At 70.2% G+C, this 12,808-nt stretch carries 13 protein-coding genes, 2 tRNA genes and 1 pseudogene; 6 read left to right on the top strand and 10 right to left on the bottom strand.

The features are described 5' to 3' along the window. Positions 1 to 145: 145 nt before the first annotated feature. The gene (locus tag OH804_RS34785; RefSeq protein ID WP_196919330.1) at positions 146 to 370 is read left to right on the top strand and encodes a hypothetical protein; all 225 of its coding nucleotides are present in this window, start codon (positions 146 to 148) and stop codon (positions 368 to 370) included. Between the two features lie 3 nt (positions 371 to 373). Here OH804_RS34785 and OH804_RS34780 read toward each other — a convergent pair whose 3' ends face one another. The 6 genes from OH804_RS34780 to OH804_RS34755 all read right to left on the bottom strand — a co-directional run bounded on the left by OH804_RS34780 (position 374) and on the right by OH804_RS34755 (position 5,904). Further along, complete coding sequence (locus tag OH804_RS34780) at positions 374 to 1,171, bottom strand: carbon-nitrogen hydrolase family protein (protein ID WP_406061896.1); 798 nt, start codon at positions 1,169 to 1,171, stop codon at positions 374 to 376. Positions 1,172 to 1,306: 135 nt separating this feature from the next. Beyond that, positions 1,307 to 2,602 (bottom strand): ATP-dependent Clp protease ATP-binding subunit ClpX, encoded by a 1,296-nt coding sequence (gene clpX / locus OH804_RS34775; protein WP_030333537.1) that lies wholly within the window; start codon positions 2,600 to 2,602, stop codon positions 1,307 to 1,309. A gap of 209 nt (positions 2,603 to 2,811) precedes the next feature. After that, positions 2,812 to 3,474 carry an ATP-dependent Clp protease proteolytic subunit gene (locus OH804_RS34770; protein WP_030333536.1) on the bottom strand — a complete coding sequence of 221 codons (663 nt, stop codon included), beginning with the start codon at positions 3,472 to 3,474 and terminating at the stop codon, positions 2,812 to 2,814. Between the two features lie 10 nt (positions 3,475 to 3,484). Next, complete coding sequence (locus OH804_RS34765; protein WP_007464111.1) at positions 3,485 to 4,126, bottom strand: ATP-dependent Clp protease proteolytic subunit; 642 nt, start codon at positions 4,124 to 4,126, stop codon at positions 3,485 to 3,487. A gap of 220 nt (positions 4,127 to 4,346) precedes the next feature. After that, positions 4,347 to 5,693, bottom strand: coding sequence for a trigger factor (tig, locus tag OH804_RS34760; protein WP_406061893.1), 1,347 nt, complete (start codon positions 5,691 to 5,693; stop codon positions 4,347 to 4,349). 137 nt (positions 5,694 to 5,830) lie between these two features. Further along, positions 5,831 to 5,904 (bottom strand) — tRNA-Pro (locus OH804_RS34755). Positions 5,905 to 6,275: 371 nt separating this feature from the next. On the opposite strand from OH804_RS34755, the gene OH804_RS34750 reads away from it, so the two are divergent. The 3 genes and pseudogenes from OH804_RS34750 (at position 6,276) to OH804_RS34740 (ending at position 7,016) form a co-directional block, all read left to right on the top strand. Continuing rightward, positions 6,276 to 6,349: transfer RNA gene (locus tag OH804_RS34750), tRNA-Gly, on the top strand. Between the two features lie 40 nt (positions 6,350 to 6,389). Next, positions 6,390 to 6,518: pseudogene (locus OH804_RS34745) on the top strand (hypothetical protein); the annotation flags it as partial. Between the two features lie 105 nt (positions 6,519 to 6,623). Continuing rightward, positions 6,624 to 7,016, top strand: a complete 393-nt coding sequence (locus OH804_RS34740) for a hypothetical protein (RefSeq protein ID WP_196919333.1) — start codon at positions 6,624 to 6,626, stop codon at positions 7,014 to 7,016. Between the two features lie 122 nt (positions 7,017 to 7,138). Here OH804_RS34740 and OH804_RS34735 read toward each other — a convergent pair whose 3' ends face one another. The 3 genes from OH804_RS34735 to OH804_RS34725 all read right to left on the bottom strand — a co-directional run bounded on the left by OH804_RS34735 (position 7,139) and on the right by OH804_RS34725 (position 9,519). Continuing rightward, positions 7,139 to 7,963 (bottom strand): hypothetical protein, encoded by an 825-nt coding sequence (locus OH804_RS34735; protein ID WP_406061891.1) that lies wholly within the window; start codon positions 7,961 to 7,963, stop codon positions 7,139 to 7,141. Then, positions 7,960 to 8,469: a SigE family RNA polymerase sigma factor gene (locus OH804_RS34730; protein WP_196919335.1), complete on the bottom strand. Its 510-nt coding sequence runs from the start codon at positions 8,467 to 8,469 to the stop codon at positions 7,960 to 7,962. Before OH804_RS34730 ends, OH804_RS34735 begins: the two co-directional genes overlap by 4 nt. Before the next feature lie 126 nt (positions 8,470 to 8,595). Beyond that, positions 8,596 to 9,519 (bottom strand): PQQ-binding-like beta-propeller repeat protein, encoded by a 924-nt coding sequence (locus OH804_RS34725; RefSeq protein ID WP_406061889.1) that lies wholly within the window; start codon positions 9,517 to 9,519, stop codon positions 8,596 to 8,598. Between the two features lie 205 nt (positions 9,520 to 9,724). Between OH804_RS34725 and OH804_RS34720 the strand changes: the two genes are divergently transcribed. Beyond that, positions 9,725 to 11,866 carry a M14 family zinc carboxypeptidase gene (locus OH804_RS34720; protein WP_406061887.1) on the top strand — a complete coding sequence of 714 codons (2,142 nt, stop codon included), beginning with the start codon at positions 9,725 to 9,727 and terminating at the stop codon, positions 11,864 to 11,866. Positions 11,867 to 11,876: 10 nt separating this feature from the next. After that, on the top strand, positions 11,877 to 12,032 hold the full coding sequence (locus OH804_RS34715; RefSeq protein ID WP_196919338.1) for a hypothetical protein: 156 nt from the start codon (positions 11,877 to 11,879) through the stop codon (positions 12,030 to 12,032). Positions 12,033 to 12,187: 155 nt separating this feature from the next. On the opposite strand, the gene OH804_RS34710 is transcribed toward OH804_RS34715, so the two are convergent. Beyond that, on the bottom strand, positions 12,188 to 12,733 hold the full coding sequence (locus tag OH804_RS34710) for a hypothetical protein (protein WP_406061885.1): 546 nt from the start codon (positions 12,731 to 12,733) through the stop codon (positions 12,188 to 12,190). Positions 12,734 to 12,808: the final 75 nt, after the last annotated feature.

Genomic DNA, 12,808 nt, shown 5'->3' with positions numbered 1-12,808 from the left:
GACGGCCCGGAGAAGGCAAATCAGGGTTCATCACTGGTTCGGACGAAGAGCGCCCACCAGTCCGCGGCGCAGCCAAGGACGCGAGCACCTGACTCCCCGGCGCAGCCGAGGACGCGGGCCGCCCCGACGTGCCAGAGTGTCAGTCATGGATGAGTCCGGGCACGGTGCCAGGGTGTTGGCCGAGGAGGCGCTACTCGGCCTCATCGGGCCGTTCTGGCAGGTGGTGATCGGTGCGGTCGTGCTTGTCGTACTCGTGCTCTCGGTGGGACGACTGGCTCGACGGGGCAGGTCCCGGATGACCACGGCGCTGCTGGTCACCGCGGCGGCCATCGCCGGGTTCGCTGTGATCGGCGTCCTGCTGGAGGGCTGAGGCTCAGAGCCGGCGGTTGGCCAGGCTGGGCAGCTCGGCGCGGATCGTGGCGAGCCGGTCCAGGTCCAGGTCGACGACGGAAACCCCCGGACCGTCCGGAACCTGGCCGATGACCGTCCCCCACGGGTCGACCACCATGCTGCGGCCGAAGCAGGTGCGACCCGGCTCATGATCGCCGGTCTGGCCGGCCGCCGCCACGAAACACTGGTTCTCGATCGCCCTGGCCCGCAGCAGGACCTCCCAGTGGTCCCGCCCGGTGTGCATCATGAACGCGGCCGGAACGACAAGCAGTTGCGCGCCGCCCTCCGACGCGAGCAGCCGGTACAGCTCCGGAAAACGCAGGTCGTAGCAGATCGACAGGCCGACCCTCAGCCCCTCGACGTCGACCACCACCGGTTGGACGCCGGCGGCAACGCTCGCCGACTCCCGGTAGGAGACCCGACCGGGGATCTCCACGTCGTACAGGTGGATCTTGCGGTAGCTCGCGGCCAGGTTGCCGGCACGGTCAAAGACCAGCGAGGTGTTCCAGGTGTGGTCCGGGTCCGGCCCGACCTCGTGGAACGAGCCGGCCACCAACCACATCCCGAGCCGCCGGGCGACGTCGGCGAAGAAGCTGCCCACCTCCCCGTCGACCGGCTCCGGCTCGGGCAACCCCGCGCCAGGACCCAGGTAGTCGACGTACTCGGGAAGGACGGCGAGATCAGCGCCGCCGGCGGCGGCCCGCTCCAGCAAGGCCTCCGCGGCCGCCAGATTGGCCTTACGGTCGTCCCGGGCGTTGAGCTGGCAGACGGCGACACGCATGAGCAAAGGGTACGGCTGGAGGGCGCTGACGGACAGCGTCACGATCTGGCCGGCGCCAGCGGTCAGGGGCGAGCGGCGCCGAACACGATCACGCCGGCCGCTCAGGATCGAACGGCCGGCGTGACGCGGGAAAGATCAGGCGGACTTCTCTTCGCGGTCGCGCCGGGCCCGGCGCCCGGTGAACTCCCGCGGCACGATCGTCGGGTTGACGTTCTCCAGGACGACCTCGCGGGTGATCAGCACGCGGGCGGCGTCGGGGTTGCTCGGCACCTCGTACATCGCGGAGAGTAGAACCTCCTCGATGATGGCCCGCAGACCACGGGCACCGGTGCCCCGCAGCATCGCCTGATCGGCGATCGCCTCCAGCGCCGGCTCGTCGAACTCGAGCTCGACACCGTCCAGCTCGAACAGGCGCTGGTACTGCCGGACCAGGGCGTTGCGCGGCTCGGTGAGGATCCGTACCAGAGCGCTGCGGTCCAGGCTGCGCACGTTGGTGATCACCGGCAGCCGGCCGACGAACTCGGGGATCAGCCCGAACTTGAGCATGTCTTCCGGCATGACCTGGCTGAAGATGTCGTCGGTCGACCGCTCGGACACCGACCGGAGTCGGGCGCCGAAGCCGGTGCCGCCCTGCCCGGTGCGGGACTCGATGATCTGGTCGAGACCGGCGAACGCGCCACCACAGATGAACAGCACGTTCGTGGTGTCGATCTGGATGAACTCCTGGTGTGGGTGCTTGCGGCCACCCTGCGGCGGCACGTTGGCCACCGTGCCCTCGAGCATCTTGAGCAGGGCCTGCTGCACGCCCTCACCGGAGACGTCCCGCGTGATCGACGGATTTTCCGACTTGCGGGCGATCTTGTCGACCTCGTCGATGTAGATGATGCCGGTCTCGGCGCGCTTGATGTCGTAGTCCGCGGCCTGGATCAGCTTGAGGAGGATGTTCTCCACGTCCTCGCCCACGTAGCCCGCCTCGGTCAGCGCGGTGGCGTCGGCGATGGCGAACGGGACGTTCAACATCCGGGCGAGGGTCTGCGCCAGGTGGGTCTTGCCGCACCCCGTCGGGCCGAGCAGCAGGATGTTGGACTTGGCCAGCTCGACGGCGTCACTGCCGGAGCCTGGCGCGCCAGCCGCCTCGGCCTGGATCCGCTTGTAGTGGTTGTAGACCGCTACCGCGAGCGCCTTCTTGGCCTGATCCTGGCCCACGACGTAGGTGTCGAGGAACTGGCAGATCTCCATCGGCTTGGGAAGCTCTTCCCACTTCACCTCGCCGGACTCGGCCAGCTCCTCTTCGATGATCTCGTTGCAGAGATCGATGCACTCGTCGCAGATGTAGACCCCTGGGCCCGCGATGAGCTTCTTGACCTGCTTCTGCGACTTGCCGCAGAAGGAGCATTTCAGTAGGTCGCCGCCGTCACCGATCCGTGCCACCTACGTTCTCCCTGCACTCATCGGCCGGAGACCCGGCCCTGACCTGCGGACGTTGCGCGCCGCCCGGCTTAGTTCGCGCCGCCGGCTCAACCGGCGAAGCGGTACGGACCCGACGTTACCCGCTGGCGGGGCATTCTCCGACCCCCAAAACGGGTGTGTCAGAGGTCGGCCGGGAACGGAGCCCCGGCCAACCTCTGACCCGGTACAGCTCAGCGGGCGGCGTTGGCCGCCAGCAGACCCTTCTTGCGGCTGGTCAGGATCGTGTCGACCAGCCCGTACTCCTTGGACTCCTCGGCCGTCATGATCTTGTCACGGTCGATGTCCTTGCGAACCTGCTCGATCGGGCGGTTGCAGTGGCGGGACAGCATGTCCTCCAGCTGCGTACGCATCCGCAGGATCTCCCGGGCCTGGATCTCGATGTCCGAGCCCTGCCCGTAGCCGCCCTCGGTGGCCGGCTGGTGGATGATGATCCGCGAGTTCGGCAGGGCCATCCGCTTACCCGGAGTGCCCGCCGAGAGCAGCACCGCCGCCGCGCTCGCGGCCTGCCCGAGGCAGACCGTCGAGATGTCCGGACGGACGTACTGCATGGTGTCGTAGATCGCCGTCATGGCGGTGAACGAGCCACCCGGCGAGTTGATGTACATGATGATGTCGCGGTCCGGATCAGTGCCCTCGAGCGTCAGCAGCTGGGCCATCACGTCGTTGGCCGACGCGTCGTCCACCTGGACGCCGAGGAAGATGATCCGGTCCTCGAAGAGCTTGTTGTACGGGTTCGACTCCTTGACCCCGTACGACGTGCGCTCGACGAACGACGGCAGCACGTAGCGGTTGTGCACGGCCGCGAACTGGGGCGGCAGGCTCAGATCGGTCATCGTCAGCTCCTCAGCTCAGGGTCCCGGCGCCATCCGGAACCTGTGCGGCCCCGATGATCACCTTGTCGATGAAGCCGTAGTCCATGGCCTCCTGGGCGGTGAACCAACGGTCCCGGTCCGAGTCGGCCTCGATCTGCGACTGGCTCTGGCCGGTGTGGTGCGCGACCCGCTCCTGGAACATCCGCTTCGTGTAGAGCATCTGCTCCGCCTGGATGGCGATGTCGGACGCCGTGCCGCCCAGACCACCGGACGGCTGGTGCATCATGATCCGTGCGTGGGGCAGGGCGTACCGCTTGCCCTTGGTGCCCGCGCAGAGCAGCAGCTGGCCCATCGAGGCAGCCATGCCCATCGCCACGGTCGACACGTCGTTGTCGATGAACTGCATGGTGTCGTAGATCGCCATGCCGGAGTAGACCGAGCCACCCGGCGAGTTGATCCACAGGTTGATGTCGCGGTCCGGGTCCTCCGCGGCGAGCAGCAGCAGCTGCGCGCAGATGCGGTTGGCGACCTGGTCGGTCACCTCACTGCCCAGGAAGATGATGCGTTCCTTGAGCAACCGGTTGTAGACCGAGTCGTCGAGGTTGCCAATGGAGTCGCCACCGCGCGCGTCAATCGCCCGGAGCGACTTCTTGGGGATGTGCATGTCGGTCATGGCAGCCCTTCGCTCTCCGTACCGTCTTTCCCGACACTAACCGCTGTGCGGGGCGGCAGAGTCCCGGTCGGGGCAGTGTTCGCTCTCAGCGCAGCTGTGTCGGGGTACCCGCGGCGCGGGCTTCCGGGCGTACCCGGCAGTGCTTGCTGCCCGGGCGTACCCGGAAAGGGAAACGGCCGCCGTCCGCCGCTGAGCGGCGGACGGCGGCCGCACCCGACGATCAGTGGTCGTGGTTGTGCTCCGCCTCGTTGGCGGCGCGCAGGGCGTCGAGGGTGATCCCGTTGCCGGCCGAGTCCTTGATCGTGATCTTCTCCATGACGGCCGCGAGCGCCTTGCCCCGCCGCACGTCGCCGAAGACCGCGGCGGCCGCGCCGGAGCGCACCAGCTGGTCGTAGTACTGCTGCGGGGCCATCCCGGCGCGCTGCGCCCGGTGCACGATCTCGTGCCCGAACTCGTCGTCGGAGACCTGTACGTCCTCCGCGTCGGCAAGCGTGTCCAGCAGGAGCTGGACCTTGACGCCCTCGGTCGCCGCCTCGGTCAGCTCGGCGTCGATCTGCTCCTCGGTCTTGTCCTCGGCCGCGAGGTACTCCTCCATCGAGGCGCCGATCCGCTCCAGCTGGTCGACCATCGCCTGCTTGCGGCTCTCGACCTCCTCGCGGACGACACCCTCCGGGGCCGGGATGTCGGCGGCCTCGACGAGCTGGGCCAGGGCCTTGTCCCGAGCGGCGTAGATCTGCTCGACCTGCTTGCCCTGGGTGACCCGGGCCCGCAGGTCGCCGCGCAGCTCCTCGATCGTGTCGAACTCGCTCGCCATCTGGGCGAACTCGTCGTTCAGCTCCGGCAGCTCCTTCTCCTTGACCGTGCGCACGGTCACCGCCACGTCGGCGTCCCGACCGGCGAAGTCGCCGCCGACCAGCTGGGTGGTGAAGGTGGTGTCCTCGCCGGCGGCGAGGCCGACCACGGCCTCGTCCAGGCCCGGCAGGAGCTGCTTGCTGCCCACCTCGTGGGAGATGTTGCTCGCCTGGCCGCCCGGCACGTCCTCGCCGTCGACGGTGGCGTTGAGGTCGATCTGGACGTAGTCGCCCTCGGCGGCGGCGCGCTCGACGGTCTTGAGGGTCGCGAACCGCTCCCGCAGGTTCTTCACCTGCTCGTCGATCTCGCTCTCGTCGATCTGCAGCTCGTCGACGGTCACCTCGATGGTGCTCGCGTCCGGGATGGTGATCTCCGGGCGGACGTCGACCTCGGCCGTGAAGTTCAGCGAGTCACCGTCGTTGAACTCGGTGATCTCGACCTCCGGGCGCCCCAGCGTCTTCAGGTCGTGCTCACGCACCGCGGCGAGGATGTTCTCCGGGATGGCCTCCTGGACCGCCTCATTGAGGACGGTGCCCCGGCCCACCCGCTGGTCGATCACCGCGGTCGGCACCTTGCCCCGGCGGAAGCCCGGAACCTGGACCTGCGAACCGATCTCGCGGTACGCCTTCTTGAGGCTCGGCTCGAGCTCGACGAACGGCACCTCGATGGCGAGCCGCACGCGCGTCGGGCTCAGAGTCTCGACGGTGCTCTTCACAGGCGTACTCCTTGACGGATCTCAGTTGAGTCTGGGCGTGATTCAGCCCATCGAGTGTAGGCGAGCCGGCCTGACGCTCCGGCATCGCCCGGGGCCGCACTGGGCGGCACCCGGGGCGGCCCGGCCGCGGACGACAGTCGGGGTGGCGGGATTTGAACCCACGGCCCCTCGCTCCCAAAGCGAGTGCGCTACCAAGCTGCGCCACACCCCGTGGCGACGTGCAGTCTATGCCGTCGCCACGCCTCAGTCGGTGCCGGGGCATCAGCCACCCGGACAGAACCCCCGAAAACTACCACTGCACCCCGAACCGCCTGCTTCAAGATCGGCACAACTACCCGGACGGGTTCACGATCAGCGCAACCTGGTTCAAGATCCGCGCAAGTTCACGGATGTAGTGGCCTTCGCGTGCAGTGAGGCCACTACTTCACGGATGTTGCGCGGATCTTGAGGTGCCGTGCCGCCGGGTGAGGGCGTGGTGCCGCCGCGTCGGGGACGACTCGGCACCGCGGGGCGGTGGCGCGGTTACGCGTCAGGCGTCGACATTGGGTACGATGGAGCGCGTCCTGCTCCGGCGGGATGCACGCGGGCGTAGCTCAATGGTAGAGCTTCAGTCTTCCAAACTGACTACGCGAGTTCGATTCTCGTCGCCCGCTCCAACGCCCTCCGACCCGGGTCGGAGGGCGCTTTTGCGTTCCGGGCGAGGTCACGATGACCCAGGCCCGCGCGGCGGGCGGTCATGCCATGGACGCGGCGGGCGACCTGCGCGGGGCGGCAGGACATGCCGCGTACGCGGCCGGCCAGGCGGGAGCCGTCGCACACGTCGCCGCGCACGAAACTGGGCGCGGCAGCACACGAGCCCGGACGCCAGGCGTTCGATGTTCGCCGATACGGCCGCTGTGCAGACGATGGCGGACGAACGAGACTGTGGCCATGTCACAGGGTGGTGAGGGCGCCCCGCGCAGGCAGGTCGTCGCTGCCGCTCTGCTCATCCTCGCTGGCGTGCTCGTCCTCCTCGTCCCGGCCGGCGACGAGGGCAGAGTTCTCGTGCCCATCAGCGAGGGCCACGGGTTGTCCGCCGTGGACGGGGTCGGCGCAACGCTGTTGGCGTGCGGCGGCACCTGGCTGGAGGTGCTCGTGGTACGACGCCTGCCGTACCTCGCCCTGCCCCCACGGGCCCTGTTCGCACTCGGCCTGCTGGCCGGTCTCGGCGTGGGCCTCCTGATCGCCTCGGTCTTCTCGGGATTCTTCTGGTGGTGGGCCGTCGGCGCCACCACGCTGGGCGTCGCCGTGCTCGTCCTCGTGCCCCTCACGGCACGCCGCTGAGGGGGACCCGCGGCGCAGCACCCCGCACGGTCACGAGGCAGCCGGCTTCGACACACAGCAAGGCCCAGGTGGACCGCACGGTGGCGGCACCTGGACCCACTCGGCGAGGCCGAGTCGCCGAGTCACTTCAGGTGGAACCGCTCGTCGACCGCGAGAGCCGCCAACTGTGGCACGGAGAACGGCAGCTTCGTCAACGCCGGCCGGCTCTCGTCCAGCCGCACGCTCTGCGCCACGAAGACCACCACGCCGTCCGGGTGCCGGTACGCCGACCACTGGTCGAGCCGATCGTCGTCACTCGGTCGGACCACCACCCCCACCCGCGTCGCACCGACGGTCTCGACCCGGCACTCGCCCCGCATGCCCCAGAACTTCTGGGCCAGGTCGCACGGCTCGGCCGGCAGCGGGTTGGGGCCGTCGTGCACCTCGACGATCACGCGCCCGGTGCCCTTGCCCTTCGCCACGGCCACCGAGGACAGGTAGCTCCACACGTCGACGCCGTCCACAGTTGCCTCGAACTGCGCCTGCTGGGTCCGGAGCGTCGGGTCGGACTGGCCCGGCGGGTCCTCCGGCGCGGTGAAGCCGGCGGGTACCACCGAGACAACCTCCCTGAGTAGGTGGATGCCCTGCTCGTACCTGGACCCCGCCCGCGCGGTCCGGTCCTCCTGCGGCTGCCCGTCCGGCCCGGTCGGCCACGGCTCCTTGGTGTCCGGAGGAGCCAGTGACCCCTGACCCGCCGGTTGGTAGACATGGCCGTCCGGAGTGGCGACGGCCGCGAACCCGGTGACCGCCAGCACGACAGCCGCCGATCCGAGGGACGCCCACACCGCGCGTCGGCGGAAGTGCGTCCGTCGTGCCGCGCCGAGCGCGGCTGTCGTACTCAATGGTGGTGGCGGGGTCATGCCCGCCATCTCGCTGCGCAGCCCCTCGCGCAACTCTTCCTCGTTCATCGCTCCCCCATCTCGATCCCGCTGTAGGTAGGGGTCAGGAGGCCGCGCAATGTGTCGAGCCCGCGTGCCGCCTGGCTCTTCACCGTCCCTGGAGAACACTCCAGCAGCGCCGCGACGTCCTCGACCGACAGGTCCTCCCAGTACCGCAGAACCAGCACGGCCCGCTGACGCGGTGCCACCCGGGCCAGCGCCTGGAGCAGCACCAGTCGGCTCTCCGGCGAGTCGGGCGGGGCCACCTGCTCGGCGTCCTCGCCACCCACCCGCTCACGCCGCCACCAGCCGCGGCGGCGCTCGTCGAGGAAGGTCCGGATCAGGATCTGACGCAGGTAGCTGTCGAGCACCTCGTGCCGCGAGATCCGGTTCCAGACCCGGTAGAGCTTGACGAACGCGGTCTGGACCAGGTCTTCGGCACGGTGCCAGTCGCCGCACAGCAGGTACGCGGTGCCGCGCATGGCACCGGACCGTGCCGCGAAGTACTCGGCGAACGCCTTGTCGCGATCGCTCATTCAGGCCTCCGATCCCGTTTCGAGTTAGTCACGCGGGGTCTGGCCCAGAGGGTTGCTCCGGAACTCGCGGACCTGTCACGGGATCAACGCCGAACGGCGTCCGGCGGCTACAGACGACGACAGGCGTCACTCATGCGTCGGCGCACCGCCGTCCACCGCGAGTAGTGCGCCCTTAGCGACCACGAGCAGGACACCCGGCGTCAACACGCGCACTCCGCTGATCTGCTGTTCGACGAAGTGTCGCTCGCATGGGCGGCCGGTGTCGTCGACGAGCAGCAGCATGCCGGGTCGCCCGGTGGCCAGCACGTGCCCGCCGGCGCCCGGGACGACCTGGTCCACCGAGTCCGGTCCGGCGGTCACCCGCCAGAGGGTCGCACCGGTGGTCAGGTCCAGCGCGACGGCACCGGCCCGGCGCTCGCGCGCCCACACCACACTGCCGACGGTGCTGATTCCCGCATCGGCCAGGTCCCGATCGTGCCGGAAGAACTCCCCTGCCGTCCCCGATCCCGGACGGACCTGCCACAGCGTTCGTGCCCCGCAGCGCGCCAGGAACCGATCCGCACCGGCCGCCACGAACGTGGGCCACTGTCCGTCGCGGCCCACCAGGGGTTCCGGCAGGCTCCAGCGGTGCACCTCGTTGCCGTCGCGAGCGTCGAGCAGCCGCACCGACGTGCCGCCCGGCTCCCCGACGAGCACCCGCTCGCCGACTGCGGCCGGCAGTACTGTCGCCACCCGCTGCCGGTCGGACCAGAGCAGGGCGCCGGTCCACCGATCGAACGCCCGTAGTCCCGTGTAACCCCGCCAGCCACCGACCAACACCCGATCACCGGTCACCACGATGTGGCCCGTCAAGCGGGGCACCTCGGCGCTCCAGCGGACCTCGCCGCCACGCACGTCGAGGCAGCGCAGCTCGTCGCGATCCTGGCTGATCACCCAGCACTGCGACCCGTCGGCCACGACGGCGCGGGGCCAGGTGCCGATCGGTACGTCCCACCGGGCCACGCCGTCGGCCGGATCGAGACAGACCAGACGGGTCGAGCGCTCGTGCACCAGTACGCCGTCGGCTGTGCTCGCTGTCGCTGTCGGGTCGGCCCGCTGGTGCAGCCCACGACGCCAAAGGATTTTGAAGATCAGCCAGCTTAACCCGCGTCGACTACGCCGGTAAGGCGCGGACGGCGCATCCCCACCTTGACAGGTGTCGATCTGTGCACTGGTGTAAGGACCAAGCACATCGACGTCCGTCACAGGAGGGCACATGATCGTCCGACGACGGTGGACAGCTGCCGCCACCACAGTGATCCTGTTCAGCGCAGTGTTGTCCCATCCCGCTTCCGGCACGGCGGCACCCGCCGCCCCGGCCGCCCCGATCACCCTGAGCGCCACCGAGACCGCACTGGTCCGAGTCCAACTCCGCGATCAGGCCCAACTGGACCGGCTCGTCGCCACCGGCGCGGACCTGGCCAACCGGCCCCGCGCCCGGGACGGCCGGATCCTCGCCGACCTGGTGCTCAGCGGCACGCAGCTCGCCGAGTTGACAGCGCAGGGCGCGACGGCCGTGCAGATCGTGCAGCGCGCCGGGGACGGCAACCGGCACTACGCCGACAGCGTCCGGGCGGCTCAGGCCCGTACCGCTGCCGGACTGCGTACGCCGGCCGCTGGCCAGCGGTCCACCGCCGCCGCCGTGGACACCCTCCAGGTGCAGCAGGCGTACTGGTGGACCACGTCCGGACAGACCTTCCTGCAGGCCCAGGTGGCCACCACCGCCACCGACGACCCGGACGTGGAGATCACCGTCAGTTGGCGGACGGCGGACGGCGCCACCGGCTCGTTCCCGCTGTACCGGTTCGAGGACTCCGGCGAGTACCAGTACCACTACGCACTCCCCCAGCCGGTGCCGAGCCGACCCGTTCAGCTGAGCGCCATCTCCAGCCTCGGTGGGGTCAGCCGGGTGATCACCCCGACGCTCTGGCCCAACGCCACGCCGCCGCCGCTGCCGGCCGGATACCAGAAGGACTTCATCGACGCGTACCTGACGCCGATCGACATCCAGGCGCGGATCAAGCGGCTGGCCCGCCAGTACCGGGACCTGGTGGACGTGATCGACCTGCCGAACAAGACCCAGGGATACCGGCGCAACGCCGTCGCGTACCTGGGGGACCCGGCCGTGGCGGCAGTGGTGGTCGAGTCGGTCCGCTTCGGCGACCAGGGCATGAACGGCGTACAGGTGCGCACTGTCGACCCGGGCCGGGCGAACCGGCCGCTGACCGTCGGCTACCGCGATCGCGTCCTCACTGTGTCGCTGGCCACCGACACCGCCGGTAAGACGGTGAGCACCACCGACGAGGTCGCGGCAGCGATCAACGCCCGCCAGTCGAACCGGTTCCGGGCCACCGTCGAGGACGGCTCGGCCGGGCTGCCCATGCCGGTCGCCGGCCCGGCCCGGCTCGACGACGGGCTCCAGGGCACCGAGGTGCCGGCACGGCCGTGGACGGTGCAGGCGCTGCGCCTCGGCGTGCACCGGGACGGCTCCCGGGTCGGCGTGCTCGCGTACTCCCAGGAGCACGCCCGGGAGTGGGCCACGCCGCTGGTGACCCTGGAGTTCGCCGAGCGGATGCTGGCGAACTCCCGGACCGACCCGGCGACCCGTGAGCTGCTGGAACAGGTCGACATCTTCGTCATCCCGACGGTCAACCCGGATGGCGCGAACTACTCGTTCAACGACTTCGCCATGCAGCGCAAGAACCTGGTCAACCACTGCACCGGGGCGGCCCGCGACCCGAGGTACCGCACCTCGTGGGGCGTCGACCTCAACCGCAACTACACCGTCGGGTCGTACTTCGACGGGTACGTGGGCGCCAGCGCCAACTGCCTGTCCGGCACCTACGCCGGCACCGCCGAGCTGTCCGAGGCGGAGAGCGGCAACGTGATCGCGCTCGCCCAGGACCACCCGAACATCAGATTCGCGATGAACGTGCACTCCTACGGCGGGTACTTCATGTGGCCGCCGGGGGCGTACCGGGCCGACGGCAGGGTCACCCTGCCGCGACCGTCGATCGACGAGTCGACGCTGTTCCTCAACAGCGCCCGGCGGATCGTCGGCGCCATCGCGCAGGAACGCGGCACCGTCACCTGGCCGTCCCAGACCGGTCCGGTCGCCGACGTGCTCTACTCCGCCGCCGGCAACTCCGCCGACCAGCTCTACTACGAGCTGGGCATCTTCGCCTGGGACTTCGAGGTCGGCAACGACCGGTGGAACCCGGCGACCAACCAGTGGGAGGGCGTCGGCTTCCAGCCGCCGTTCGACGAGGCGCACGGCGAATCCCAGGAGTACGCCGGCGGGCTGGTGGAGATGGTCCGGGTGGCCCGCGACTACGCCGCCGCCGAATCCGCCGGCTGATCCCTCGGCGGTGCCGCGTCCACTCGTCGGGGCGCGGCACCGCTGGCCGGATATCACCTACGACGGGGCGGTCGCCCCGGACGGCGGCGAGCCCGGCGTCGAGGACCCGGCCGCCCGGGTCGCGTCGCCCCGAGCCGACGCCGAGGGCCACGGCGGCACCCACTGACCGTCGCACCGTAGAGCCCACGAAGGAGGTAGCGGTCGGAGCGGCCGGCCACGGATGAACCGCGGCCGGCCGGGTAAGCAGCGGCCTGCCTGGTGGGGAGACGACCGGGTGCACGGGTGGGCGGTCATGGACCGGCCCGCCCGTGCACGCCCCGGTCAGTTCGAAGAAATCCAGTTCCAGGCTGAGACGACCCACTCGGTCTGCTGGAGCCATGCCACCCCGAGGCCGGCGAGGAACACCGCCGTCGCCAGGTGGGCACCACGGGCGCTGCGCCGCACCCGTCCGAGCTGCCGCTCCCACACCACCCGGCCGACCAGCCGGGACAGGGCGAACAGGCCCACCGCCACCAGCAGGCTGAGCACCAGCACCAGCAGGGGGCCGCTCAGGTCACCCTGGCCGGACAGCGCCCAGATCCCCCAGCACACGAACGCGAAGAGGCCGGCCGCCGCGCTCCACTCGCCGCCGCGCCGCAGTTGCGCCATCCGGGAGCTCAGCGAACGGCGGGGCGCCGGCTCGCCCGGCCAACCGGTGCCGGTCGGCTCCTGCTCGACCACCGGGAAAGGCTCCGTCCGCGGGGTGCGCGGCTGACCCACCGGAGCGACCCCTCGGCGGAACCCGTCGCGCTGCGGCGGCACCCCGACGCCGGCCTGCGGTGGCACCTCCACGGTCCGCTCCGCCCACGGCTGCGTCTGGTCTGCCATCTCGTCCTCCCCCTGACCGACGGCAACAGCACCGCCTGATTCGAGGGTAGCCAGCCGGCAAATCGGTCGCCGACC

The sequence above is a fragment of the Micromonospora sp. NBC_00860 genome (assembly GCF_045207375.1).
Classification (GTDB): domain Bacteria; phylum Actinomycetota; class Actinomycetes; order Mycobacteriales; family Micromonosporaceae; genus Micromonospora; species Micromonospora vinacea.
The sequence above is the reverse complement of the archived record's forward strand: the minus strand, read 5'-3'. Positions and strand labels throughout refer to the sequence as shown.

Bases quoted from the DNA above. Each gene is read 5' to 3' on its own strand.
- OH804_RS34785 (WP_196919330.1), top strand. From the start codon at position 146: ATGGATGAGTCCGGGCACGGTGCCAGGGTGTTGGCCGAGGAGGCGCTA.
- OH804_RS34780 (WP_406061896.1), bottom strand. From the start codon at position 1,171: ATGCGTGTCGCCGTCTGCCAGCTCAACGCCCGGGACGACCGTAAGGCC.
- OH804_RS34770 (WP_030333536.1), bottom strand. From the start codon at position 3,474: ATGACCGATCTGAGCCTGCCGCCCCAGTTCGCGGCCGTGCACAACCGC.
- OH804_RS34765 (WP_007464111.1), bottom strand. From the start codon at position 4,126: ATGACCGACATGCACATCCCCAAGAAGTCGCTCCGGGCGATTGACGCG.
- OH804_RS34740 (WP_196919333.1), top strand. From the start codon at position 6,624: ATGTCACAGGGTGGTGAGGGCGCCCCGCGCAGGCAGGTCGTCGCTGCC.
- OH804_RS34735 (WP_406061891.1), bottom strand. From the start codon at position 7,963: ATGAACGAGGAAGAGTTGCGCGAGGGGCTGCGCAGCGAGATGGCGGGC.
- OH804_RS34730 (WP_196919335.1), bottom strand. From the start codon at position 8,469: ATGAGCGATCGCGACAAGGCGTTCGCCGAGTACTTCGCGGCACGGTCC.
- OH804_RS34720 (WP_406061887.1), top strand. From the start codon at position 9,725: ATGATCGTCCGACGACGGTGGACAGCTGCCGCCACCACAGTGATCCTG.
- OH804_RS34710 (WP_406061885.1), bottom strand. From the start codon at position 12,733: ATGGCAGACCAGACGCAGCCGTGGGCGGAGCGGACCGTGGAGGTGCCA.